At 63.8% G+C, this 1,275-nt stretch carries 2 protein-coding genes; both read left to right on the top strand.

Annotated elements, in window-relative coordinates:
- Nucleotides 1-79: 79 nt before the first annotated feature.
- Nucleotides 80-442, top strand: a complete 363-nt coding sequence (locus QMO56_RS26795) for a transposase (RefSeq protein WP_283530692.1) — start codon at nucleotides 80-82, stop codon at nucleotides 440-442.
- Complete coding sequence (locus QMO56_RS26790) at nucleotides 391-1,236, top strand: IS3 family transposase (RefSeq protein WP_283530694.1); 846 nt, start codon at nucleotides 391-393, stop codon at nucleotides 1,234-1,236. The genes QMO56_RS26795 and QMO56_RS26790 overlap by 52 nt, the downstream gene beginning before the upstream one ends.
- Nucleotides 1,237-1,275: the final 39 nt, after the last annotated feature.

Below are 1,275 nucleotides of genomic sequence, written 5' to 3'. Positions count from 1 at the left end.
CTGGAGTGAACCCCTGCGGCTGGACCACTTGGCGCTCCAGAACTGATACACTGGCTGGACCTTCCATCAGGAGAAGGTCATGCCGTCACGAGGCACCTACCGGCGCCATTCGCCGCAGTTCCGGCTTCAGCTGTGCCAGGACATCCGCAGCGGCGCCATCGGCCGTCGCGATGCAGCCCGGCACCACAACCTGTCGACCAACCTGCTGCAGCTCTGGCTGACCCAATACGACCGGGGCGAACTCAGCAGCGAGGAGGCAGAGGCCTCCATCATCGCCGAGTACGAGGCCAGGATCGCGGCGCTGGAGCGCAAGGTTGGTCAGCTCACCATGGAGCTGGACCTTGCAAAAAAAACGCCGCGCCTGCGCCTCGTGAGCGACAACGAGACCTCATCGATCATCACCGGCCCCAGGCCTGCTCCGTCCGAAGGGGGTGCCAGGTGATCGAGTTACCGCGCAGCAGCTACTACTACCGGGCTCAAGCGAGCGCCGCCGCGCTGACGGACAGCGAGCTGGAGGAGCTCATCGGCACCGTGCAGGATGAGCTTCCTGGGTACGGCTACCGCAGAGTGACGCATGAACTCAGGCGCCGCGGCTACGTGATAAACCATAAGCGTGTTGCCCGTGTGATGCGGGCCAAGGGGATGGGCATCAAGCCGCGGCGGCGCCATGTGCGTACCACCAACAGCCAGCACGACAGCCCGGTCTTTCCCAATCTGTACCGCAACATCGTCCCGGCCCAGCCCAACCAAGTGTGGGTCGGCGACTTCACCTACATCCGTCTTGCCTCGGGGTTCTGCTACCTGGCTGCCATCCTGGACGCGTGCAGCCGCAAGGTGGTCGGCTATGCCATCTCACGCACCATCGATACCAACCTGGCGCTGGCGGCGCTGCGATCGGCAGTGGAGACCCGACATCCTCCGGCCGGATGCATCTTTCACACAGACCGAGGAGGCCAATACGCGAGTGAAGCCCACCGTCGGGCGCTGACCGAGGCCGGGCTGCGCGGCTCAATGAGTTCCGTCGGCAATCCGTACCACAATGCGCAGGCGGAGAGCTTCATGAAGACGCTGAAGGTCGAGGACATCTACATCGGTGGCTACGAGACGTTCCAGGACGTCGCGGAGCGTTTGCCGCGGTTCATCGAGGAGGTCTACAACGCCAGGCGCCTCCACTCGGCGCTTGGCTACCGGTCACCCGAAGAGTTCGAACACCAACTGGTCCGGCAGGTGGCTTAGTTCTGACCCATCGTGGTCCAGCCTCAGGGGTTCACTCCA

This window comes from Roseomonas sp. E05 (assembly GCF_030063475.1).
GTDB lineage: Bacteria > Pseudomonadota > Alphaproteobacteria > Acetobacterales > Acetobacteraceae > Pseudoroseomonas.
The sequence above is the reverse complement of the archived record's forward strand: the minus strand, read 5'-3'. Positions and strand labels throughout refer to the sequence as shown.